At 71.5% G+C, this 21,574-nt stretch carries 19 protein-coding genes; 12 read left to right on the top strand and 7 right to left on the bottom strand.

What is annotated here, in order from left to right:
- Positions 1 to 204 precede the first annotated feature (204 nt).
- The 3 genes from ACWV17_RS16805 (at position 205) to ACWV17_RS16795 (ending at position 5,201) form a co-directional block, all read left to right on the top strand.
- Positions 205 to 1,407 (top strand): RNA-guided endonuclease InsQ/TnpB family protein, encoded by a 1,203-nt coding sequence (locus tag ACWV17_RS16805; RefSeq protein WP_455360362.1) that lies wholly within the window; start codon positions 205 to 207, stop codon positions 1,405 to 1,407.
- Between the two features lie 298 nt (positions 1,408 to 1,705).
- Positions 1,706 to 3,346, top strand: coding sequence for a succinic semialdehyde dehydrogenase (locus ACWV17_RS16800; RefSeq protein WP_455360361.1), 1,641 nt, complete (start codon positions 1,706 to 1,708; stop codon positions 3,344 to 3,346).
- 37 nt (positions 3,347 to 3,383) lie between these two features.
- Positions 3,384 to 5,201, top strand: a complete 1,818-nt coding sequence (locus tag ACWV17_RS16795; RefSeq protein ID WP_455360360.1) for a GMC family oxidoreductase N-terminal domain-containing protein — start codon at positions 3,384 to 3,386, stop codon at positions 5,199 to 5,201.
- A gap of 83 nt (positions 5,202 to 5,284) precedes the next feature.
- On the opposite strand, the gene ACWV17_RS16790 is transcribed toward ACWV17_RS16795, so the two are convergent.
- On the bottom strand, positions 5,285 to 6,415 hold the full coding sequence (locus ACWV17_RS16790; protein WP_455360359.1) for an LAETG motif-containing sortase-dependent surface protein: 1,131 nt from the start codon (positions 6,413 to 6,415) through the stop codon (positions 5,285 to 5,287).
- Between the two features lie 271 nt (positions 6,416 to 6,686).
- On the opposite strand from ACWV17_RS16790, the gene ACWV17_RS16785 reads away from it, so the two are divergent.
- Both ACWV17_RS16785 and ACWV17_RS16780 read left to right on the top strand, forming a co-directional pair.
- A complete protein-coding gene (locus tag ACWV17_RS16785; protein WP_455360358.1) occupies positions 6,687 to 8,441 on the top strand; it encodes a peptidase in 1,755 nt (584 codons plus the stop codon).
- 31 nt (positions 8,442 to 8,472) lie between these two features.
- Entirely contained in the window at positions 8,473 to 9,186 is a 714-nt protein-coding gene (locus ACWV17_RS16780) for a hypothetical protein (RefSeq protein WP_455360357.1), read from the top strand.
- Between the two features lie 314 nt (positions 9,187 to 9,500).
- Here ACWV17_RS16780 and ACWV17_RS16775 read toward each other — a convergent pair whose 3' ends face one another.
- Complete coding sequence (locus ACWV17_RS16775; RefSeq protein WP_455360356.1) at positions 9,501 to 9,788, bottom strand: chorismate mutase; 288 nt, start codon at positions 9,786 to 9,788, stop codon at positions 9,501 to 9,503.
- 308 nt (positions 9,789 to 10,096) lie between these two features.
- Between ACWV17_RS16775 and guaA the strand changes: the two genes are divergently transcribed.
- The 4 genes from guaA to ACWV17_RS16755 all read left to right on the top strand — a co-directional run bounded on the left by guaA (position 10,097) and on the right by ACWV17_RS16755 (position 14,709).
- A complete protein-coding gene (guaA, locus tag ACWV17_RS16770; protein ID WP_455352491.1) occupies positions 10,097 to 11,680 on the top strand; it encodes a glutamine-hydrolyzing GMP synthase in 1,584 nt (527 codons plus the stop codon).
- A 117-nt stretch (positions 11,681 to 11,797) separates the two neighbouring features.
- Positions 11,798 to 12,595, top strand: a complete 798-nt coding sequence (locus ACWV17_RS16765) for a class II aldolase/adducin family protein (protein WP_455360355.1) — start codon at positions 11,798 to 11,800, stop codon at positions 12,593 to 12,595.
- Between the two features lie 175 nt (positions 12,596 to 12,770).
- On the top strand, positions 12,771 to 14,036 hold the full coding sequence (locus ACWV17_RS16760) for a hypothetical protein (protein WP_455360354.1): 1,266 nt from the start codon (positions 12,771 to 12,773) through the stop codon (positions 14,034 to 14,036).
- Positions 14,037 to 14,190: 154 nt separating this feature from the next.
- Positions 14,191 to 14,709 (top strand): DoxX family protein, encoded by a 519-nt coding sequence (locus ACWV17_RS16755; RefSeq protein WP_455352494.1) that lies wholly within the window; start codon positions 14,191 to 14,193, stop codon positions 14,707 to 14,709.
- A gap of 82 nt (positions 14,710 to 14,791) precedes the next feature.
- On the opposite strand, the gene ACWV17_RS16750 is transcribed toward ACWV17_RS16755, so the two are convergent.
- Together ACWV17_RS16750 and ACWV17_RS16745 are read right to left on the bottom strand one after the other, a co-directional pair.
- On the bottom strand, positions 14,792 to 14,995 hold the full coding sequence (locus tag ACWV17_RS16750; RefSeq protein WP_455352495.1) for a hypothetical protein: 204 nt from the start codon (positions 14,993 to 14,995) through the stop codon (positions 14,792 to 14,794).
- A complete protein-coding gene (locus tag ACWV17_RS16745) occupies positions 14,982 to 16,364 on the bottom strand; it encodes a PspC domain-containing protein (protein WP_455360353.1) in 1,383 nt (460 codons plus the stop codon). The genes ACWV17_RS16750 and ACWV17_RS16745 overlap by 14 nt, the downstream gene beginning before the upstream one ends.
- A gap of 130 nt (positions 16,365 to 16,494) precedes the next feature.
- Here ACWV17_RS16745 and ACWV17_RS16740 point away from each other — a divergent pair, with 130 nt between their 5' ends.
- Both ACWV17_RS16740 and ACWV17_RS16735 read left to right on the top strand, forming a co-directional pair.
- Positions 16,495 to 17,781, top strand: a complete 1,287-nt coding sequence (locus ACWV17_RS16740; protein ID WP_455360352.1) for a PspC domain-containing protein — start codon at positions 16,495 to 16,497, stop codon at positions 17,779 to 17,781.
- On the top strand, positions 17,778 to 18,470 hold the full coding sequence (locus ACWV17_RS16735) for a LuxR C-terminal-related transcriptional regulator (RefSeq protein ID WP_455360351.1): 693 nt from the start codon (positions 17,778 to 17,780) through the stop codon (positions 18,468 to 18,470). The genes ACWV17_RS16740 and ACWV17_RS16735 overlap by 4 nt, the downstream gene beginning before the upstream one ends.
- A gap of 34 nt (positions 18,471 to 18,504) precedes the next feature.
- Here the strand turns inward: ACWV17_RS16735 and ACWV17_RS16730 are convergent, their stop codons facing one another.
- Positions 18,505 to 19,578, bottom strand: a complete 1,074-nt coding sequence (locus tag ACWV17_RS16730) for an NlpC/P60 family protein (RefSeq protein ID WP_455360350.1) — start codon at positions 19,576 to 19,578, stop codon at positions 18,505 to 18,507.
- A gap of 273 nt (positions 19,579 to 19,851) precedes the next feature.
- On the opposite strand from ACWV17_RS16730, the gene ACWV17_RS16725 reads away from it, so the two are divergent.
- Positions 19,852 to 20,205, top strand: a complete 354-nt coding sequence (locus ACWV17_RS16725) for a hypothetical protein (RefSeq protein ID WP_455352500.1) — start codon at positions 19,852 to 19,854, stop codon at positions 20,203 to 20,205.
- A gap of 13 nt (positions 20,206 to 20,218) precedes the next feature.
- Here ACWV17_RS16725 and ACWV17_RS16720 read toward each other — a convergent pair whose 3' ends face one another.
- A complete protein-coding gene (locus ACWV17_RS16720; RefSeq protein WP_455360349.1) occupies positions 20,219 to 20,902 on the bottom strand; it encodes a class F sortase in 684 nt (227 codons plus the stop codon).
- A gap of 22 nt (positions 20,903 to 20,924) precedes the next feature.
- Entirely contained in the window at positions 20,925 to 21,449 is a 525-nt protein-coding gene (locus ACWV17_RS16715; RefSeq protein ID WP_455360348.1) for a hypothetical protein, read from the bottom strand.
- Positions 21,450 to 21,574: the final 125 nt, after the last annotated feature.

Below are 21,574 nucleotides of genomic sequence, written 5' to 3'. Positions count from 1 at the left end.
AGCGGGTCAGAGATGGCCGATTTACCTCTGGCCGGATTGGTGTCTGCCGCGGGAGTGCCGAGTACACCCTCCAGGCGGTAGATGAGATCGGCGTTGAAGGACCGTCGTTCGCGTTTTGCGTGAGCTGCCCATCGGGCGTGAAGTTCTGCGGGGAGTCTGGCTGTTGTGCGTAGCTCGTGATGCATACCGGCTTATATTGGCACCATGACGACACCTCAGGAAGCCGGGGATGGCGGGCATGCCCGGTACACCTACCGGCTCCGTGTGTCATCCACGGCGCTCGCCGCGCTGCTGGGTGAGTGGGACCGGTGCCGCTGGTTATGGAACGAATGCGCCGCCCGGTCCAAGAAGGCATACCGGGATGACGAGAAGTGTGGTCCGGCGCGGCTGGACAAGATGCTGACCGAAGTGCGCGGTCATCAGAGCTGGCTGCGTGAAGGCAGCAGTGTCCCGCAGCAGCAGATCATCCGGGACTTTGCCAAGTCACGCGGGAAGGCGCTCAAGGACATCAAGGCCCGGTTGCCGATTCAGCAGCGGGCGGGAATGCCGCAGTTCAAGAAAAAGCATCTGGCGGATCCGACGCTCAACTACACCCAACGTGGGTTCCGGTTGAAGGACGGGCGTCTGTACCTTGCGGGCGGTATCAGGCTGACGGTGGTGTGGTCGCGTGATCTGCCTGGCGAACCGTCCAGTGTCCGTGTATACCGCGACAGCCTCGGCTACTGGTACGCCTCCTTCGTCGTCCAGGCCGAGGCCGATCCGTTGCCCGCGACCGGCAGCGTGGTCGGTATCGACTGGGGTGTGAAGGAAACCGCGACCACCACCAGCGACACCCACGACCTCCCGCACGCCGAGCACGGCAAGCAGGCGGCCGGGAAGTTGGCCGGCTATCAGCGGATGATGGCCCGCCGGAAGCCGAAGCGCGGACAGGCTGCCTCCAAGGGGTACCGCAAGGCGAAGCGGCAGGCCGCGAAGGTGCACAAGAAGATCGCACGCCGGCGGCAGGACACCGCACGCAAGTGGGCCAAACGTGTCGTGACCGACTTCGACCAGCTCGCGGTGGAGGATTTCCGGCCGAAGTTCCTCGCCAGGTCCAGCATGGCCCGCAAGGCGGCCGACGCGGCGATCTCCGCCACCAAACACGAGCTGATCAACATGGCGCGCAAGCATCAGCGCATCCTGCATCTGGTGCACCCCGTGCACACCACCATGGACTGCGGACACTGCGGAGCGAGAACCAAGCACGCACTCCCGCTGTCGGAACGTACCTACACCTGCACCGCATGCGGAGCCGTCTCCCCTCGGGACAAAAACTCCGCACGCGTGATGCTCGTCCGGGCAGGTCTCAACCCGGCTGGTGCCGATCGCGGAAGACCTGACCGCCCGCCGGGCCGTCAGGCAGCGTGAGCCAGGAATCTCCCTCGCCTACGAGGGAGAGGACGTCAAAGTGCTGTCTCCGTGAGTGTCCGGGCCCGAGGAGGACTAGGAGACGACGCGGGACCAGTTCGACACGGTGCTGCGCGGCTGGCAGCCGCCTTCCCGACTTCCGACTCGGCCTCCGACCGCGACAAGCCCCTGATCAGGGGCTTTGTGCCAGCCATCACTGGCGCGGTCAACGGTGCCTTCGACGGTGCGTTCAACGGTGCCTTTGAAAACTGTTACCCACGGGTACCCAAAGCGTTCCGATCGTCATACGCTCACCGCCATGACGGACTCGCAGGCCCCCGCCTCCCTCCTCAGCGCTCCCCTCGGCACCCACCCCGGCACCAACCCCGTGGCCGCCGCCCCGGCCGGCGCGCGGACGGCCGCCGATGTGGTCACCCCCGAGATCGTCGCGCAGCTCACGCGTGGTGTGACCGGCTCCGGCCGCACCGCCAACCACAGCCCCTTCACCGGGGAGAAGCTCGCCGACCTTCCGGAGTCCACTCCCGAGGACGTCGCCACCGCCTTCGCCCGGGCCCGCGAGGCCCAGCCGGTGTGGGCGGCCACGCCCGTCCGCCGGCGGGCCGCGGTCCTGCTCCGCTTCCACGACCTCGTGCTGGAGCGGCAGGCCGAGGTACTCGACCTCATCCAGCTGGAGACCGGCAAGGCCCGGCTGCACGCCCACGAGGAGGTCCAGGCCGTCGCCGTCGCCGCGCGTCACTACGGGCGCAAGGCACCGTCGTATCTGAGGCCGAAGCGCCACACCGGCGCCGTGCCGACCCTCACCAAGGTCACCGAGCTGCGCCAGCCGCGCGGCGTCATCGGCCAGATCGCGCCCTGGAACTACCCGTTCGAGCTGTCCGTCGGTGACGCGCTGCCCGCCTTCGTCTCGGGCAACGCCGTCGTGATGAAGCCCGACACCGAGACCGCGCTGACCGCGCTGTGGGCGCGTGACCTGCTGATCGAGGCCGGTCTGCCGGCCGAGGTCTTCCAGGTGGTGCTGGGCGAGGGCCCGGTCGTCGGTCCGGAGGTCGTCAAGCACGCCGACTACGTGTCCTTCACCGGCTCCACGCGCACCGGCCGCGAGGTCGCGCAGGGCGCGGCCGCCCGTCTCGTCGGCGTCTCACTCGAACTCGGCGGCAAGAACGCCATGCTGGTCCTGAAGGACGCCGACATCGAGAAGGCCGCGGCCGGAGCCGTGCGCGCCTGCTTCTCCTCCGCGGGCCAGCTGTGCATCTCCATCGAGCGGCTGTACGTCCACGAGTCGGTGGCCGACGCGTTCGTGGAGCGCTTCGCCGCCCGTACGAAGGCGATGCGGCTCGGCAGTGCCCTCGCGTACGGCGCCGACATGGGCTCGCTCGTCGGTGAGCGCCAGCTGGAGACCGTACGGCGGCACGTCGAGGAGGCCGTCGCCAAGGGCGCCACGCTCGTCGCCGGCGGAGTCGCCCGCCCCGACATCGGCCCGCTCTTCTTCGAGCCGACCATCCTCGACGGCGTCGAGGCGCCGATGGCCGTGTGCACGGAGGAGACCTTCGGCCCGGTCGTCTCGATCTACCGCTTCAGCGACGAGGACGACGCGGTCGAGCGTGCCAACGCGACGCCGTACGGCCTCAACTCCAGCGTGTGGACGAAGGACGGCAGGCGGGGCCACGAGGTCGCCGCCCGGCTGCGCACCGGCACGGTCAACATCAACGAGGGGTACGCGCCCGCGTACGGCAGTGTCCAGTCGCCGATGGGCGGAATGAAGGACTCCGGCCTCGGCCGGCGGCACGGGTCCGAGGGCATCCTCAAGTACACCGAGGCCCAGACGGTCGCACACCAGCGGCTGATGCCGATGGCCCCGTCCTTCGGGATGGACGACGAGAAGTACGCGGCGTTCATGAGCCGCAGCCTGCGGGCGATGAAGGCGTTCCGCCTCCGCTAGGCGGGGTCCGGCCCCCAGATTTCGACGAGGAGAGCCAGTGTCACAGGACACCCATGCCCAGGCGCCTGCCCGGGACGAGGACGACGCGTCGTACGACTACGACGTCATCGTTGTCGGATCCGGTTTCGGCGGAGCCGTGTCCGCTCTGCGGCTGACCGAGAAGGGGTACCGGGTCGGCGTGCTGGAGGCCGGCCGCCGCTTCACCCGGGAGACCCTGCCCAGGAACTCCTGGGACATCAGGAATTACCTGTGGGCGCCCGCACTCGGCCTGTACGGCATCCAGCGCGTGCATCTGCTCGGCAATGTGATGGTGCTGGCGGGCGCGGGCGTGGGCGGCGGCTCGCTCAACTACGCCAACACCCTGTACGTACCGCCTGCCGCGTTCTTCGAGGACCGGCAGTGGGCCGGGATCACGGACTGGCAGGAGGAGCTGGCGCCGTACTACGACCAGGCGAAGCGGATGCTGGGGGTACGGCTCAACCCGACCATGACGCCGTCGGACGTGCATCTGAAGGCCGCTGCCGAGGCGATGGGCGTCGGTGACAGCTTCCATCTGGCGCCGGTCGGGGTCTTCTTCGGAGACGGCCGCGATGCCGGGGGCGCCTCGCAGGCGCGGCCCGGGGCGGCCGTCCCCGACCCGTACTTCGGCGGCGCCGGGCCCTCCCGCAACGCCTGCACCCAGTGCGGCGAGTGCATGACGGGCTGCCGGCACGGCGCGAAGAACTCCCTCAACGAGAACTACCTCCACCTCGCCGAGCAGGCCGGCGCCGTGATCCACCCAATGACCTCGGTCGTCGGGCTGACGGACGACCCGGCCGGCGGCTACCAGGTCTCCACCGTGCCGACCGACGCGCGCCGGAAAGCCGCGCCGAAGGTGCTGCGGGCCCGGCAGGTCGTCGTCGCCGCCGGTACGTACGGCACGCAGACGCTGCTGCACACGATGCGGGACCGCGGGCTGCTGCCGCGCATCTCGGCCAGGCTGGGCGAGCTGACCCGTACCAACTCCGAGGCGCTCGTCGGCGCCCAGACCGACAACCGCCGCTACCGCAAGCGGCACGGCGTGAAGAAGGCGGACTTCACCCAGGGCGTCGCGATCACCTCGTCGATCCACCCCAACGCCAGCACCCACATCGAGCCGGTCCGGTACGGCAAGGGCTCCAACGCGATGGGCGCGATGTCCATCCTCCAGGTCCCCTACGGCGGCCGGCGCGTGCTCGGCTGGCTCGGCAACGTCACCCGCCACCCGCTGCTGCTGCTCCGCTCCCTGTCCAACCGGCGCTGGTCGGAGCGGACCATCATCGGCCTGGTCATGCAGTCGGTGGACAACTCACTCACCACCCACCGCAAGGCGAGCGGCATCGGCAAAGGCCTGCTCACGGCCCGGCAGGGGCACGGGGCGCCCAACCCGAAGCAGATCGAGGAGGCGACGCGCGCGGCGACGCTGCTCGCCGAGGAGATCAACGGCTTCGCGGGCAGCAATGTCGGCGAGCTCATGGGCACGCCGCTGACGGCCCACTTCCTGGGCGGCTGCCCGATCGGCGTCGGCCCGGAGCAGGGGGTCATCGACCCGTACCACCGGCTGTACGGCCACCCGGGCATCTCGGTCGTCGACGGCTCGGCGGTCTCGGCCAACCTGGGCGTGAACCCGTCGCTGACCATTACCGCGCAGGCCGAGCGCGCGATGTCGTACTGGCCCAACAAGGGCGAGCGGGACCCGCGCCCGGAACAGGGCGCGGCCTACGCGCGGCTCGCGGCGGTCGAGCCGCGGCGGCCGGCGGTCCCGAAGGACGCGTTCGGCGCGCTGAGGCTGCCGCTGCTGGCGGTGCCGGAGGTGCCGCCGAAGAAGCGGAAGTAATCGGGCAGCAGAAACCGAGCAGCAGAAAGGGGCTGCACTCCCCTCCGAGTGCAGCCCCCTCAGCTTGTGTGACGCGTGATGCGTTACGCGGCAGCGCCCTCGTCGCCCTTGCGGCGCTTGACGGCGAACATCACGCCGGCACCGGCGAGGATGGTGATACCGCCGATGGCACCGATGGTCGGCAGCATCGAGGAGGAACCGGTCTCGGCGAGGTTGCCGACCGGCTGGATCTCGCGGTCACCCTGCGGCTTGGTGTCCGGAACCGGCTTCTTGCCCGGCTGCGGCTTGGCGTCCGGCACCTCGCCCGGCTTGGAGCCGGCCGCGAGGATGTCGAAGAAGTAGGAGCCGTTCTCCTCTTCGTTCGCGTAGACGCAGTTGCCCTCGGCGTCGGCGTACATACCGATGCTGATGGCGAAGCCCATGCCGTTCGGAGCGGCAGCGGCGACGCTCAGGCGCAGGCCGAGGGAGAAGGACTCCTTGGCCTTGATGTCGGTGTAACCGATGTAACCGGCGGCCTGGTCCTCGTCGCCGAGCGAGATGTCGGTCCACTCACCGGACTCGGGGTCCTTGAACTGGAGCGTCACGTGGTTCGTGAAGTCGGGCTCGTCCTCGTCGAAGTTCTCGGAGAGGGAGGCCGCGAACACGCCGAGGTCGACGCGGTCGTAGGCGACGTCCGACTTGTTGGAGACCTTCAGGTTGAAGCCGTGCCAGCCGCTGCCCGCGACGATCTTCGAGGGCAGGCCGTAGAGACCCGTCGTCAGGTTCTCGTCGAACTCCGAGTTCTCCTCGTCGTCCTTGCACTCGACGGGGCCCTTGGGCTCCTCGGTCTCCGGCTTCTCTTCCGGCTTGACCTCGGGCTTGTCATCCGGCTTGGTCTCGGTGCCGCCGGTGGCGGGCTCCTCGTCCGGCTTGGCCTCGGTCTCGCCCGTCGTGGCGGGTTCCTCGGCCGGCTCGGTGTCGGTCTCGCCCGTCGTGGCCGGCTTGTCCGCCGGCGTCTCGACGGTGCCGCCGGTGGCGGGCTGCTCGCCCGTCTCGCCGGTGGTCGCCTCGTCGCCGGTACCACCCGTGGTGGCGGAGTCGTCACCCGTCCCACCCGTGGTGGTGGTCGTCGTTTCGGGGCCGTCCGTCGCGTACGCGGCCGGGGCAGCGAACAGCGCGGCCGGGGCGATGACGGCCGTCGCGGCCGCAAGGGCCATGGCGCGGCGAAGCTTCATGAAGACCTCAGTGAAGTCCGGCGTGCCGCACGGGGCGGCACGGAGTCTGTGGGGCCTCCGCGGTGGGGGACACGGGTGAGGCCGTTGGTTGCGCATAGATGACCTGCGACCTGGGCGAACGGTTGTGCCCCACTCACACAGATTTTATGTGTCCCGCGTCACACAAGCCCCACCGCCCCCATCGTCCTCAATCCGTGACCTTCCCGGGCGCAACCCGGGCTGCTCTCTTCCGGTCGAAGATCTTGCATTGCCGCCAACCGTGAGAGTGGTCATGACAGGTACTTCCTCGCCCGCCGGGCTGCGCCGCGCCGTCGCCGGTCTCGCCGTCGCCGGCCTCGGCGCCGCGGGCTTGCTGGCCGTCGGGCTGAGCAGCGCCCCCGCGTACGCCGCCGACCCCGTGTTCACGCTCAGCGGTGAGCCGGAGATCGGCCTCCGGCCGTATCCCGCGGCCGGAAGCCCGCAGCAGGCCACCGTGGACATCCGGGTGACCAACCCCAGCGAGGACGAGGAAGGCGGCTCGTTCGACGGCGAGTACACCGTCACGATCGACCTGAGCGGCATCGCCGGCGTTGCGGAGGCCCGCTTCGGGGAGACCGGCAGCTCCGACTGCACGGTCACGGGCACCACCGCCGTCTGCACCGACTACGGCATCCGGCCCGGCCTCAACAGTGTGGGCGAACTCGAACTCACCGCGGCCAAGGGCAGCGAGCTGGGCGCCACCGGCGCCATCAAGGTGACCGGCGAGGCCGAAGGCGCGAGCTTCACCCCCTTCTCCACCCGGGTCACGGTCGGCGGCCCCGACCTGGTGATGAAGCCGCTCGCCCTGAAGCGGAACCTCCAGCCGGGCGAGGTCCAGCCCGTGCCCGTGTCCTTCACCAACACCGGCACCGCTCCGGCCGAGGGCATCCTGCTCACGCTCAGGCACTCGCGGGGCATGGCCTTCGTCGAGCGGTACGCGAACTGCGAGTACAGCGAGGGCGGGGACGACATCCGCGCCCTCCACGCCACCGTGTGCCGGTTCGACGGTGCGTACGAGCCGGGCGCGGTCTACGAGCTGGCCGAGCCGCTGCACATCCGGGCCACCGGGATCGCCTACCTCGACACGCTCGTGTACCGCGTCAACGAGGACAGTCCGGCGGCACGTGCCGCCCAGCAGGCCGGCCTGGGCTTCGCCCGCGGCACCGGCCGTGAGCTGACCCTCGCCAAGAAGACGGTCTCCGCCCACTCCGCGGACCTCCATCCGTGGGACAACCAGCAGGAGTTCGACTTCCGCACGGCCAACACCGCCGACTTCGCGGCGTACGGCCCGGCGCTGACGGCCGCCGCGGGCGAGACGGTGAAGGCCGAGGTCGGATTCCGGAACCGGGGCCCGGCCTGGATCGGCCACCTCCGCTCCGGCGAGAGCGTCGCCGCGGTCGACTTCACGGTGCCTCGGGGGGCCAAGGTCACCCGCAAGCCCGAGCGCTGCCGGGGTGTGGCGGCCGACGGCGGATACCGGGAGGAGCAGCTCGGCGCGCCCCGCTACGTCTGTGACACGTCCGCCGTCGTCCTGGAGGACGCGAAGTTCGCCCTGCCCTTCGAGCTGAAGGTCGACAGGGCCGTGCCGAACGCGACCGGGGCCGTGACCGTGCGCGCGCCCTACCAGTCCCGTCCGGAGCTGGGCTTCGACCCGAAGCCGGCCAACAACACCGCCCGGCTCGTCCTGAACGGCACGGACTCCGGTACCGCCACGGGCGGTGGTTCCGGTGCGGACGGCGGCTCCACCACGGGTGGCGGCTCCACCACGAGTGGCTCGACCGGCGGTGACGTGGGCGGGTCGACGGGTGGCACCTCGGCCGGCACCTCGGCTGGTACAACGACCGGTATGTCCGCCGGCGCTTCAGCGGGTACGACCGGCGGTTTCACCGGGGGTGCCCTCGCCGCCACCGGTACGGCGACGCTGCCGGCCCTGGGTGCCGCCGCCGCGGCCGTCGTCGCCGGTGCCGTCCTCTTCCTGTCCTCGCGTCGCCGCGCGTCCCACGTCTGAACGTCCCGAAGGTGTGCAAGTGAATGTGCAAGTGAACAAGTCAGTCTCCCGGCTGCTCACAGCCGGTTCCGTCATCGCCTCTCTCGCCCTCACCACCGCCTGCACCGGTGACGACGGGGACAAGGACGCGAAAGCACCCGCCACCTCGGCGCCGTCGAAGCCGGCGGGGCCACCGCCGCTCACCGCGGCCCAGCTGGAGCAGGCCATGGTCACCCCCGCCGAGCTCAAGGGGTACACGTTCAAGAAGATCCCGGCTGAGGAGATACCGGAGCTGAGCGTGCCCGCGAAGCCGGCGGCCTGCCAGCCGCTGGCGGACATGTTCATGTTCGCCAGCCAGCCCAAGGCGAAGGCCCGCGTCGCCAGCACGCTGACCGGCCCCGACGGGACCGACGAGATGGATGCCACCGTCGTCTCGATCGGCCTGCTCGCGCACCAGGAGGCGGACGCCGGGAAGATCGTCGCGGGGCTCCGCACCGCGTCGACGAGCTGCAAGGCGTACGAGCACGCCGATATGAAGTACGCGGGCGTGAAGGCCCTGGCGGACCCGAAGAAGGGCGACGAGTCCGTCTCGTACCAGGTCGAGGGGGTCATCGACGGGGACAAGCTGCCGATGACGTTCACCGTCGTACGCAGCGGCTCGACGGTCGTGTCGTTCTACGCGATGAACATCCTGGACCCGGCCAAGGCGGTCGTACCGCCGGCGGTCATCGACGCGCAGCTGGCGAAGCTCGCCAGGGTCAAGTAGTCAGGGCGCAGACGCAGGCCCGGCTGCAAGACGGCCGGTCGGCCCCGGGCGTCCCCGGAGCCGACCGGCCTCAGAGGTGACCGGGCTGCTGTCCCCTGCCGACCGGTCACGCGCTGGAGCGAGGTCCCACGACGCACGATCCACGGGCCGTACGTCTCATCGCTCCAGCGGAGCCACGCGTGGTTCTTTCGGGCCGCCCCTGGCTGGCACGGACAACGGGACCAACGAAGCCCCCCGGGGCCGGTCACGCGCCGTACGGGTGAGAGCGGATCCGAACTCAGGTCCAGGCCGCCGCTCCGCCCGCGGCCCCCACGTCAGACGCGGCCCCGGCACAGCTCCAGCAGGGTCATCGCGAGCGAGGTGCCGGGCTTGCCGAGGGCGTCGCTGTAGTGGCCGATGATCTCCATCTCGCGGGAGAGGTTCACCCGGCGGCCCCCCGAGGAGATCCGGGCCTCCTGGATCACGGCCGAGACGGCCATCCGTTCCTGGATCAGGCCGATGATCCGGTCGTCGAGTGCGTCGATGCGCCGGCGGGCGTCACCGATCAGGTCGGCGGCCTCCGTGGTGCGGGCGCCGGTCGTCTCCACCGTGGTGGTGCTCATCTGCGGGTTCTCCTTGTCGGGGGCGGTGCCCCGGAGCGGCAAGGCCCGGATACGACAGAACGCCCCGGGCCTTGTCGGCCCGGGGCGCCTGGGAAGTTGCTTGTCAGTGACTCAAGCAGCACGACCATGGCAGCCGGACGGGCCGGTGCCATAGGTAAAGAGGAAGCTCAGCTGCTTGGACATGAGGGGATTATGTCCCGCCGCGCCGGGCGGGGCAAAGGCGGGCTCGGATGGTGAGACAGATCCAATCTTCCGGCCCCGTTAGAATTGACAAACCAGCCCCCTCTTCCCGCCGGAAGGCCGCCGCCGTGCCATCAGCGTCCCCCGCTGCCCCCGACGTCGTACTCGTTGTCGACTTCGGCGCGCAGTACGCCCAGCTCATCGCCCGCCGTGTCCGTGAGGCCCGGGTCTACAGCGAGGTCGTGCCGAGCACGATGCCCGTGGCAGAGATGCTGGCCATGAACCCCCGGGCGATCATCCTCTCCGGCGGTCCGTCGTCCGTGTACGAGCAGGGCGCGCCGGTCCTGGACCGCTCCCTCTTCGAGGCCGGCGTACCGGTCTTCGGCATGTGCTACGGCTTCCAGCTGATGGCCACGACCCTCGGCGGCACGGTCGACGACAACGGTGCCCGCGAGTACGGCCGTACCCCGCTCACCGTCACCAAGGCCGGCTCGACCCTCTTCGAGGGCACCCCCACCGAGCAGTCGGTGTGGATGTCGCACGGCGACGCCTGCTCGGCCGCCCCGGAGGGCTTCACCGTCACCGCGTCCACGGACGTCGTACCGGTGGCGGCCTTCGAGAACGACGAGAAGAAGCTGTACGGAGTCCAGTACCACCCCGAGGTCATGCACACCACGCACGGCCAGCAGGTCCTGGAGCACTTCCTCTACCGCGGTGCCGGCATCGAGCCGACCTGGACCACCACCAACGTGGTCGACGAGCAGGTCGCGCTGATCCGTGAGCAGGTCGGCACGAAGCACGCCATCTGCGGCCTGTCCGGCGGCGTGGACTCCGCGGTCGCCGCGGCCCTCGTACAGAAGGCCATCGGCTCCCAGCTCACCTGCGTGTACGTCGACCACGGGCTGATGCGCAAGGGCGAGACCGAGCAGGTCGAGAAGGACTTCGTCGCGGCCACCGGTGTCCAGCTCAAGGTCGTCGACGCGCAGGAGCGCTTCCTCGACGCGCTCGCCGGGGTCTCCGACCCCGAGGAGAAGCGGAAGATCATCGGCCGCGAGTTCATCCGGGTCTTCGAGCAGGCGCAGGCGGAGATCGTCGCCGAGGCGGGTACGGGCGGCGAGGCCGTCGAGTTCCTCGTCCAGGGCACCCTCTACCCGGACGTCGTCGAGTCCGGCGGCGGCACGGGCGCCGCGAACATCAAGTCGCACCACAACGTCGGCGGCCTCCCCGAGGACCTGGAGTTCCAGCTCGTCGAGCCGCTGCGCAAGCTGTTCAAGGACGAGGTCCGGATGGTCGGCCAGGAGCTGGGCCTGCCGGAGGAGATCGTCCAGCGCCAGCCCTTCCCGGGCCCGGGCCTCGGCATCCGTATCGTCGGCGAGGTCACGCGCGAGCGCCTGGACCTGCTGCGCGAGGCCGACGCGATCGCCCGCGAGGAGCTGACCGCGGCCGGTCTCGACCGCGAGATCTGGCAGTGCCCGGTCGTGCTGCTGGCGGATGTGCGCTCGGTGGGCGTGCAGGGCGACGGCCGGACGTACGGCCACCCGATCGTGCTGCGCCCGGTCTCGTCCGAGGACGCGATGACGGCGGACTGGACGCGGATGCCGTACGACGTGCTGGCGAAGATCTCCACCCGTATCACCAACGAGGTCGCGGACGTGAACCGCGTGGTGCTGGACGTGACGAGCAAGCCGCCGGGCACCATCGAGTGGGAGTGACCCGACGCCGCCCGCCGGCTCGGTGCCGACGCCGCCGTTCCCTCACCGGAGCGGCGGCGTCGCCGTTTTCCCGCGCGGCTCTGGTCACCCGACGTACCGCGCGGTAACTTCCGGCGCATGACTCGTACGACTGCGACGCCCGCCCCGGTACCCGTCGAGCAGCTGCACTTCTCGATGCCCCCCGTCCACGACTCCGTGGAGGGCGAGCGGCGGTATCGCAAGGAACGGCTCGCGGGTGCGCTGCGGCTGTTCGGGCAGCTCGGCTTCGAGGAGGGGGTCTCGGGGCACCTCACCGCCCGGGACCCGGAGTTCGCCGACTGCTACTGGGTCAACCCGTTCGGGATGCCCTTCGCCCATATGACGGCCGGCGCGCTGATCCTGGTCAACGGCGACGGGCAGGTGGTCGAGGGCCGGCAGCATGTCAATCAGGCCGCCTTCGCCGTGCACGCGCAGGTGCACCGGGCCAGGCCCGAGGCCGTCGCCGTCGCGCACTGCCACTCCGTGTACGGACGGGCGCTTGCCGCGCTCGGGGAGCTGCTGGCACCGATCACCCAGGACGCGTGCGCGTTCTACGAGGACCACGCGCTGCTCGACGGTTACACGGGTGTAGCGGTGGACGCGGAGGAAGGCCGGCGGATCGCGGCCGCGCTCGGCCCGCACAAGGCGCTCGTCCTGCGCAACCACGGGCTGCTGACGGTCGGCGACTCCGTCGACGCCGCGGCCTGGTGGTTCATCGCGATGGAGCGCTCCTGCCAGGTGCAGCTCACCGCGCGGGCCGCGGGCAAGCCCGTCCTGATCGACCACCGGAACGCGGTGGCCACGCGCGAGCAGATCGGCACGGACCTGGTGGCATGGATCAACTACCAGTCGCTGTGGCAGCGCATCAGCCGCAGCGAGCCGGATCTGCTGACCTGACGCCCACAGCCCAGCGCCCACAGCCCAGCGCCCACCGCTCCCGTCGTCAACCCGATGGCGCGGCAATCACCCTTCCTGACATCGGAGGTTGGGCGGAATTTCGCCGTGGTGCGGCACAATTCGCTGGCATTACAAGGAAATTCACATCGGTGCGGTGCGAAGGGTGGCATTTCCCGTGGCGGTCCAAGAGGCGGGTCGGAGCACCCACGGCGGCGGCTGCACGTGCGGTGACTGCCCGCACGGGGCACGCGAGGGCCACCGGCAGGCGGTGGCCGCCTTCCTGGCGAAGCGCGACGAACTGGCCGCCGGGCAGGGGCTGCCCGTGGCCGTCGCGCACTCGGCGGGCGCGTCCCGCCAGTGGGTCTCGGACGAGCTGACCCAGTCCGCCCGCACCGTCGCCGAGCGCGGCCGGGAGGCGGGACTCGCCGGGCAGCGGCTCCGCCTGGGCCGCACGCTGACCGTGGTGTGGGGTGCGGTGACGGCCCTGCTCGTCGGACAGGCCCTGACCGCGATCGGCGCGGGCTGGACCGCCGCGCGCACGGCCGGGCTGCTCGCCGCGCTGGTGGTCGCCGCACTGCTGACCGGCGCGGCACGGGTGCTCAGGACGCGCGGCGGGCTGCTCACACCGGTCACCGGCGAGGACAACCGGCTCTCCACGTCGCGGTCGGTGGCGGCGGGATGGGTGCTGGTGGCCGTCTTCTCCGTACTGGTACCGGCGCTCCAGCTGGCCGGTGCCTCCGACGGGCGGCGGCGGGACGAGCTGATCGACGGGTTCGCGCTCGCCCGGGGTGCGGGTCTGCTGACCGTGCTCGCGCTGGTGTGCGGGGCGGCCGTCCTGGTACGGCGGGTCGTGGCCGTACGCGTCCTGGCCCAGCGACTGCAGAAGGTGCCCGCCGACCGGCCGCGGGCGGCCGACCTGCTCACCGACGACGCGGGCCGGGGCAGCTTCACGGACATGCAGTACGTGCTGGTGACCGCTGTCGCGGTGATCTTCGCCGGCGTACGGCTGGCCCGGCAGCCCGAGCAGCCGGCCGGCCTGCCGTGGGGGCTCGTCCTGCTGGTGGCGGTCTCGGCGGCGACCTATCTGGGCGGCAAGTACGCGGAGGGCGGGCGTCCGGTGCTGCTGTCGGTCGTCCGGGCCAGGGAGGCCGGCGACCTGGACGCGCCGATCCGTACGGGCGACGACATCGAGATCCGCGGCGCCGGCTTCGTACCGCCGGGGGCGCAGACGCCGGACGCGCTCGCCCGGATGGTCGTGCGGATCGGCGCGGTCCATGTGCATGTGCCGCTGGTGCCGGTGGCGGGCGGCTTCACCAATCCGACCGACACCGTGATCACCGTGCCGGTGCCGGTGGACGTCGAACCGGGGCGGGTGGAAGTCCAGGTGGTGACGGCGGCCGGGGTGGAGACCAACCGCTGCGTGATCGAGGTCGCGGACTGAACGTCGGGCGGAGCGTCGGGCTGAACCTGTCGCAACCGGATTGCGCCGCTCAGCTGGTGAGCCGGGCGATTGCGGCGTACGTATGGTCTGTTGACGGGTCAACGTGACGGGTCAGCCTGACGGGGTCGGCGGGCTGGGAAGGCGGCACATCGTGATGACGCACGGATATGGGACGGACACCTACGGCGCGGCGGTCCAGGCGGGCGGCAGCAGGGGGTGGAAAGAGACCGCCACGCGGTACGCGCTGCTGCCGCTGCGGATCTTTCTCGGTGTCACGTTCATCTACGCGGGCCTGGACAAGCTGACGGACAGCGTGTTCATGTCGGCGGTCGGGCCCGGCTCCATCGGTGAGCTGATGGGCTCGGTCCGTGACTCGTCGGCGATTCCGGCCCTGGTCGACCTCGCGCTGAAGAACCCCGAGGGTTTCGCGTACACGATCGCCCTCGGCGAACTGGCGGTCGGCCTCGGCACGCTGTTCGGTCTGCTGACCCGGCTGGCGGCGGTGGGCGGGGCGCTGATCTCGCTGAGCCTGTGGCTGACGGTGAGCTGGCAGACCCAGCCGTACTACTACGGCAACGACCTGGCGTACCTGATGGCCTGGCTGCCGCTGATCCTGGGCGGCGCGGCGGTGCTCTCCCTGGACGCACTGGTGGCGGCCCGCCGCGGCCGCTGAGCGGCGGGCGGGCCTGCGCCGCGGCGTGCGGCGGGCAGGCGGGCGGGGCTCGCGGGGCTTGCGCGCCGGGCGGCGCGCGGTGTCAGGACCGGTTCGTGTGGCGGCGCACGGCCAGGGTCACCACTCCCGTCGCCGCCGCCAGGCACAGCCCCCCCGCCACGAGGGGGACCAGCACGTACCACGGGGTCTCCCACGCGTCCCACGCGTCGCCCGCGTAGGCGATGCCGGTGCTCAGCAGGGTCACGCCCGCGACCAGCCGGCCCGGCTGGAACTCATGACGTCGCACGGGTCACCTCCACCTGTCCCACGCCCGCTTCCAGATTGAGTTTCAGCGTGCCCGCCGGTGCCGTCCCCGCCGACGGCGTCAGGGTGGCCGTCCGCTGGCGGCCCGGGGCGACATCCACATCGTTCGGCAGGTCGCCCGGCAACTGGATGTCGCCCACGCCCACCTCGATCCGTACCTGCGCCGTCACGTTGTTCGGCAGAACGACTTCGAGCCGCCCCGCGCCGACCTCCGCATTCACGCTCACCGTCTCGCCCTTGGGCACCGCGACCCCGCGCAGGTCGAGCGTGCCCACGCCCGAGCCCAGTTCGTACCGAGGCTGCACGGCGGCCACCGACGCCGGCCGCCACTCCTGCCGTACCCAGTCGGTGCTGATGTCCCTCGGCACCACGGCCGCCCCGGCCAGCAGCCCCGCCGTGAGGACCGCGAGCACGACCGAGCCGATGCCCGTACGCCCGCGGAACGCGCTGACCGCGATGCCCAGGCCGAAGACGGCGAGCGCGCACGCGAGACCGGCCTGCAGACTGACACCGAGCGGGTACGCGTCCCAGGTCAGCCCGGTGCCGACAGCCGCCGCGGCGAGCGCGAGGAGGAACACCCGGCCGCCGATGCCGCCGCCCCGGGGGCGGACCGCCACCCGCGCCGACGCGGCCGCCGTGGGGCTGCGCCGCCGTACCGGCACCGCGGCCTCCGCCGGAGTGTCCTCGGGACCCCACAGGTACCCCGTGCCGACCGGGCCCGTCGTGCCGTCCTTGACGATCGGGTCCCGCCACCACGAGGGCCCGCCGGGAGCGGGCGGCGCCTGCGTCTCGGGCGGGGCGGCGTCCGCGACCGCGTGGGCCGTCGCCGTCGCCGGGTCCGCCACACGGCCGCGCCCCGGCTCGGTGACCGCGAGCCGGCGCCGCTGCGACCAGTAGGCCGAGCCCGCCGTCGCGAGAGTGAGCAGGGTGGCGAAGGTCAGTACGCCGCCGTTGCCGAGCATGGAGAGGAACAGTCCGCAGCCGACCAGCGCCATGAGTACGGCGACCAGCGCCGGTCCCTCGACCCGTCCGGTCAGCAGCCGTCGCGCCTCGTTCTCCTCCTCGCCGTCGTAGGAGACCAGCAGCCACGCGAAGCCGTAGAAGATCAGCCCGGCGCCGCCGGTGACGGTGAGCACGCCCAGCACGATGCGGAAGACGACCGGGTCGATGTCGAAGTACCGGCCGAGTCCGCCGCAGACGCCGGCCAGCACCTTGTTCCGCCGGCTGCGGCGCAGCGGCGGCCGCGGCGGTTCGGCCCCGGCGACGTCGCCCTCGCCGGCCGGTTCGCCCGGCCGGCCACCGGGCGGTACACCGGGCCGGCCGCCGTGCTGTACACCGGGCTGTTCTGTCATACGTCCATGGTGACGGGCCCTCCGCAGCAGCGGGACCGGGCCCGACCCTGGCCGTTCCCTGATTTCTCCGGGGCAGAAGTCGGGGACGGCCCTGATGCCCGCCCGGGTGCGTACGTGTGACGATCGGCGTATGTCAGCAGCCTCGCCCCGCGCCACGCCCCCCCTCGCGCCCGACCCCGAAGAGCCGCTGCGCAAGCTGTACCGCAGCGCCGAAGGGCGGATGCTGGGCGGCGTCGCGCGCGGGCTCGCGGGGCACCTGGGGCTGCCTGTGGCGTGGGTGCGGATCGGCTTCCTCGGCCTGTTCCTGGCGGACGGCCTCGGGGCGCTGCTGTACGCCGTGTTCTGGATCGTCGTACCGCTCGGCGTCGGCGGTACGGCCGCCCCGCGCTCCGCGTTCGAGATCACCCCCGACGGCCGGCGCCGGCTGCGTAAGCCCGACAAGGGTCAGCTCTTCGCGCTCATCGCGCTGCTCATCGGCGCCGCGGTGTTCGTCGCCAATGTCGAGGTGGGCGGCGCCGCCAGTCCGTACATCTGGCCGCTGCTGCTGATCGGCGCCGGCGTCGTCCTGGTGTGGCGGCAGGCGGACAACGCCCGCCGCGCCCACTGGATGGAGGTCAGCAGGCGTCGCCGGCTGCTGCCGCTGGCCCGCGGTCTCGCGGGCGTCGCGCTGGTCGGCGCGGGTCTCACCGTCTTCATCGTGGTCCGCGGCTCGGTGGCGCAGCTCAGCAACGTCCTGACCGCGGCCCTCGCCGTCCTGGTCGGGATCGCGCTGCTGGCCGGCCCCTGGTTCGTACGGATGTCCCAGGACCTGTCGGAGGAGCGCCTGATGCGCATCCGGGCCCAGGAGCGCGCCGAGGTCGCGGCGCACGTACACGACTCGGTGCTGCACACCCTGACCCTGATCCAGCGCAACGCGGAGGACCCGGGCGAGGTACGGCGGCTGGCCCGCGCTCAGGAGCGCGAGCTGCGGAACTGGCTCTACAAGCCCGAGGGCACCGGCAAGGAGGAGGACGAGGAGCCCGGCACGGTCGCGGAGGCGGTGAAGCGGGCGGCGGCCGAGGTGGAGGACAAGCACGGCGTCCCGCTGGAGGTCGTGGTCGTCGGGGACTGCCCACTGGACGAGAAACTGGCCGCACAGATGCAGGCCGCACGCGAGGCGATGGTGAACGCCGCGAAGTACGGTGGCGAGGGCGGTGCGGTGCAGGTGTACGCCGAGGTGGAGGGCCGGACGGTGTTCGTGTCGGTACGGGACCGCGGCCCCGGCTTCGACCTGGACGCGGTACCGGACGACCGGATGGGCGTACGAGAATCGATCATCGGCCGGATGCAGCGCAACGGCGGTACGGCGAGGCTGCGTTCCGCGCCCGACGGGGGCACGGAAGTCGAGCTTGAGATGGAGAGGGCGAGCACACCATGACCGAACAGAGCACGGCGTCTACCGGGGACAGGCGTGTACGGGTGGTGCTCGTCGACGACCATCGCATGTTCCGCACGGGCGTGCAGGCGGAGATCGGCGAGACCGGCCGCACGGGCGTGGAGGTGGTCGGCGAGGCGGCTGACGTCGACCAGGCGGTCACCGTCATCACGGCGACCCGCCCCGAGGTCGTCCTGCTCGACGTGCACCTGCCGGGCGGCGGCGGAGTCGAGGTCCTGCGCCGCTGCGCGACGCTGATGGCGGCCCACGAGCACCCGGTGCGTTTCCTCGCGCTGTCCGTCTCGGACGCGGCGGAGGACGTGATCGGCGTCATCCGCGGCGGCGCGCGCGGCTACGTCACCAAGACGATCACGGGCACGGACCTGATCGACTCGATCTTCCGCGTCCAGGACGGCGACGCGGTGTTCTCGCCACGGCTGGCGGGCTTCGTCCTGGACGCGTTCGCGTCGACGGACGCGCCGCCGGTGGACGAGGACCTGGACCGGCTGACACAGCGCGAGCGGGAGGTGCTGCGGCTGATCGCGCGCGGGTACGCGTACAAGGAGATCGCGAAGCAGCTCTTCATCTCGGTGAAGACGGTCGAGTCCCATGTGTCGGCGGTCCTGCGGAAGTTGCAGCTGTCGAACCGCCACGAACTGACCCGCTGGGCAACGGCCCGCAGACTGGTCTGACCGCCCCGCACGCCACGCGGCCGTAGACGGCCCATTACGAGGGCCGGGTCGCGCCCGCGTATGGCATCTGGTCGATCGGCGCTACCCGGACCGGGGCGCCGGGGCGCGGGGCGTGGATCATCTGGCCGCCGCCGATGTAGAGCCCCACATGGCTGATGCCCGAGTAGAAGAAGACCAGGTCCCCGGGGGCGAGCTGGGAGCGGGAGATGCGCTGCCCAGCGTTGATCTGCGTGTACGTGGTGCGGGGGAGCGAGACGCCCGCCGCGCGCCAGGCGGCCTGCGTGAGGCCGGAGCAGTCGTACGCCGAGGGGCCGGTGGCGCCCCAGACGTACGGCTTGCCGAGCGCGCCGTACGCGTACGAGATGGCCTGCGCGGCCCGCGGGTTGGGCGCCTGGACCGGCCCGCGCGGCGTACCGCGGTCGCTGCGGCCGGCCTGGCCGGCGGCCGGGGAGACGGCGGAACCGCCCCGGGACACCTCCGCCTCGTACGCCGCACGCTGTTCCGCGGTGAGCCGGGCGAGGAGGTGTTCGGCGCTGCCGAGCTTCTTCCGCACGGTCGCCTTGTGCTTCGCCAGGTCGGCCTGGTGGCTCCTGAGGTCGGCCAGCCGCCCGTTCGCGGTGGCCCGCAGCCGCTCCAGCTCGCCGAGCTGCCTCTGCACCGAGGCGATCTCGACCGCCTGCCGGCCGCGCGCCCGGTCGGCGAACGCGGCGCGCTCCAGGTACTGGTCGGGGTCGGACGACAGCGCGAGCTGTACGGCCGGGTCGATCCCTCCAGTGCGGTACTGGGACGTCGCGAGCGAACCGAGGGCGTTGCGGGACGCGTTCAGCCGGTCGGTCTTGCGCGCCGCCTCGTCACGCAGTGCGGTCAGCGACCGCTGGGCCTCGCCCGTCTTCTCCTTCGCCCCGTTGTACTTCTCGGTGGCGACCTCCGCCTCCCGGTACAGCTGGTCGACCTTGGCCTTCAGCTGGGCCGGGGTGAGGCGGGGCTCCGCGTGGGCGGAGCCTTCAAAGGCGGTGGCGGTAGCAGCGCCCGCGAGGGCGAGGGTGGCGGCAGTCCGGACGGTGTTGCCGGCGAGCGGGCGCTGCTTGGGCTTTCGGTGTGCAGCCACGAGGGCCATCACGTCCTTCCGTCGTCCGGCGGCGGTCCGCACAGGGGAAGCGGGCCACCGCCGGATCTCTTGGCGGAGTGGCCGGCTGCCGCCCGGTACGGGGCGACGGTGGGGACTCGGCCACCTGGGGGAGGACGCTAAACCTGGGTCACGGGAAAGAGTCGGAATGAGCGGAACTGGTGCCAACCGGAATATTGCTGACCGTACGGGACCGGTGGATGAGGCGGACCTGACTGCGAAGCGCTGCCAAACGGGTGGTTAGGCTCCGGCCTCATGGACGTACTCATCAATGTCTTCGTCGGTCTGCACATCATCGGCATCGCCTCGCTGCTCGGCGGCTTCCTCACCCAGATGAAGGCGATGAGCGCGGGCACGGCCCGGTTCAACCCGGCGATGCTGCACGGCGCGTTGACCATGCTGATCACGGGAGTCGCACTGGTGGGCCTGAACCAGGCCGACGACCAGACCGTGAACAACCTCAAGATCGGCATCAAGCTGGCGGTGCTGGTCGTGATCCTCGGCCTGGTGTACGTGAAGCGCGACGAGGAGAGGGTGGAGAAGCCGCTCTTCGGGGCGGTCGGCGGGCTGACGGTCGCGAACATCTTCATCGCGGTTCTCTGGACCTGAGGTCCCCCGGCTCTCAGCGGACCCGGACGAGCCGGGCGTAGGCGACGACGTTGCCCGCGTACCCCGTCTTCCGGGAGAAGCCGCCGCCGCACGTGATGACGCGCAGCTCCGGCCGGTCCCTGTTCCCGTACACGCGGTCGGCCGGGAAGCCCTGCTTCGGCACGAGCTCGACGGCGTACACGGAGAAGACGGCGGTGTGTCCGTCCTGGCGTACGACCTCGATGCGCCGGCCCTTCGTGAGGGAGCCGAGGCGGTAGAAGACGGCGGGGCCTTCGCCGTTGTCGACGTGGCCGACGACGACGGAGGTGCCCTGTTCGCCGGGGGAGGCGGCGCCCGTGAACCAGCCGGCCACGTTCCGGTGCGCGGCGGGCGGGGTGTCGATCCAGCCGTCGGATGTCAGGCCGACGCCGGTGAGGGGGGCGTCTACCCCGATCGACGGGATGGCGACGCGGAGCGGGGCGGAGTACGGCAGCGGATGCGCGGCGGGCCCGGCGGGCCCCGGTCCTCCGGGAGCGGTCGGGGCGCTCGTGGCGGTCGGCGCGGATGCAGCTCCTTCGGCTGTGACGGCTGCGACGGCCGAGGCGGGCTGCGGCGGTCCCGGCGACTCCGCGGCGCCGTAGCGGACCAGGAACACTCCGACGAGCAGTACGACGGCGACCGAACCCCACGCCCCGCGCGTCTGCGGTGACTGCGGCATGCCTCCCTCTCCCCGGGCCGGCTCAGCTCCTGCGGTGCCGGCGCATCAGGTGTACGCCGGCCCCGGCGGCGCCCGCGATCAGCGCGGCCCCGGCCGCCGTCGGGACCGGAGCGATACCGGTGAGGCTGCCGCCCACCCCGGCCTTGACGCCCTGCCGGACGCCGGTGGGGGGACCGGACTCCGCCCAGGCGCCGGGCTCGTCGTGCCCACCGAGCTGGTGCTCGGTGTCGCCGTACGCGGTGTCTTCGTGCTCGTCGGTGTCGTCGTGCTCGGCGTCGGTTTCGGGAGCGTCCTCGGCGTCGGCGATGGTGAGGCCGGCCAGCCCTTCCTCGCCCGCGCAGTCGAGCGTCACGTCGTACTCGGCACCGGGCTCGGCCGCCGGCTCGACCTTCGCGGTGCCGGAGCGTCCTTCACTGACGGTGACGTCCGACGTCTCGCAGCCGGCGGCACGGAGCGCCGCGTCAGCGGCCGTAGCCGTGGGAGTGCCGAGGCAGAGCGCGGCGGCACCGAGCACGGTGACGGCGGCACCGGCACGCATCCCTCGCATGGTGACTCCTCCGGATCCTCGAGGAGCCTTCGATGCGCCTCGACGCAGGAGACGCTAGGCGGGCTTACGACAGCCCGCGACCCGAGGCGCGCGAACGGGGCAAAGAGGTGCGTCAGTTGGGCGGC

It is taken from the genome of Streptomyces mabaensis (genome assembly GCF_053763515.1).
The sequence above is the reverse complement of the archived record's forward strand: the minus strand, read 5'-3'. Positions and strand labels throughout refer to the sequence as shown.